The following is an 808-nucleotide window of genomic DNA, read 5'->3' as shown; positions in this document are numbered from 1 at the left end:
CACAGTTCCGGTGTGGATCCGCGATGAGTGGGGAGTAACCGAGGGCAAAGTTCGCGAGGCGGCCGCCGCCGTCGGCACTGAAAGCCCGATCGTGTTCGTGCTTCTACCGAAGATCGAAGCCGAGGCCATCGCCGACACACTCGCCAGCTACGCCGCCGCGACCGACACAGTCAGCCAACGCCCTGAACCGCAAACAGAGGAGGGTCGTCAGGCTAAACAGGGTATGCAATCAAGGGTTCTCGAAGGCCAGCAACGGCTGGAGAACCTGTTCGCTACTGTGACGGCTAAGGCGCGGGTCTTTCAGGGCGGCGGCAACGAGCTCACCACCAGTTCCCTGCGAGATGGCGTCGAAGCGGCAAGCAACCACGCTTTGGATCGCCTGTTCCCGAAATTTCACGCGGCTGATGACGCTGGGTGGAGCAAGGTCATCACCAAGGCGCGCGACGGTGCACCCGACGCGCTTTCGATAGTCGGCTGGCAAGGCGAAGTGTCCGCCAACCCAGTTTGCAAGGAAGTCCTTGCTCGTACCTCCGGGTCGGGCACCAAGGGCGGCGAACTCCAGCACGATCTTGGCGACGCGCCGTTCGGCTGGCCCAAAGACGCCGTCGACGGCGCGCTACTTGCGTTATTGGCCAGCGGCAACATTCGCGCCGAACGCGACGCCCACCCTGTTGATGGACCTAAGGAGCTCCCTGCCACCCAGATCGGTAAAGCAACGTTTTTTAAAGAAGACGAGCCACCAACTACACTAGACCTTCAGTAAGCGTGTCGGCAGGGTAGAAATAGGCAAAGGCCTTATCCTGGTTGG

At 61.1% G+C, this 808-nt stretch carries 1 protein-coding gene; it reads left to right on the top strand.

The genetic code is table 11. The features are described from left to right. Window positions 1-763: hypothetical protein (locus F6Q13_RS18290; RefSeq protein ID WP_293059563.1), on the top strand; the 763-nt coding region annotated here is incomplete at its 5' end. Window positions 764-808: the final 45 nt, after the last annotated feature.

The sequence above is a fragment of the Mycobacterium sp. genome, assembly GCF_008709575.1.
Lineage (GTDB): Bacteria > Actinomycetota > Actinomycetes > Mycobacteriales > Mycobacteriaceae > Mycobacterium.
The sequence above is the reverse complement of the archived record's forward strand: the minus strand, read 5'-3'. Positions and strand labels throughout refer to the sequence as shown.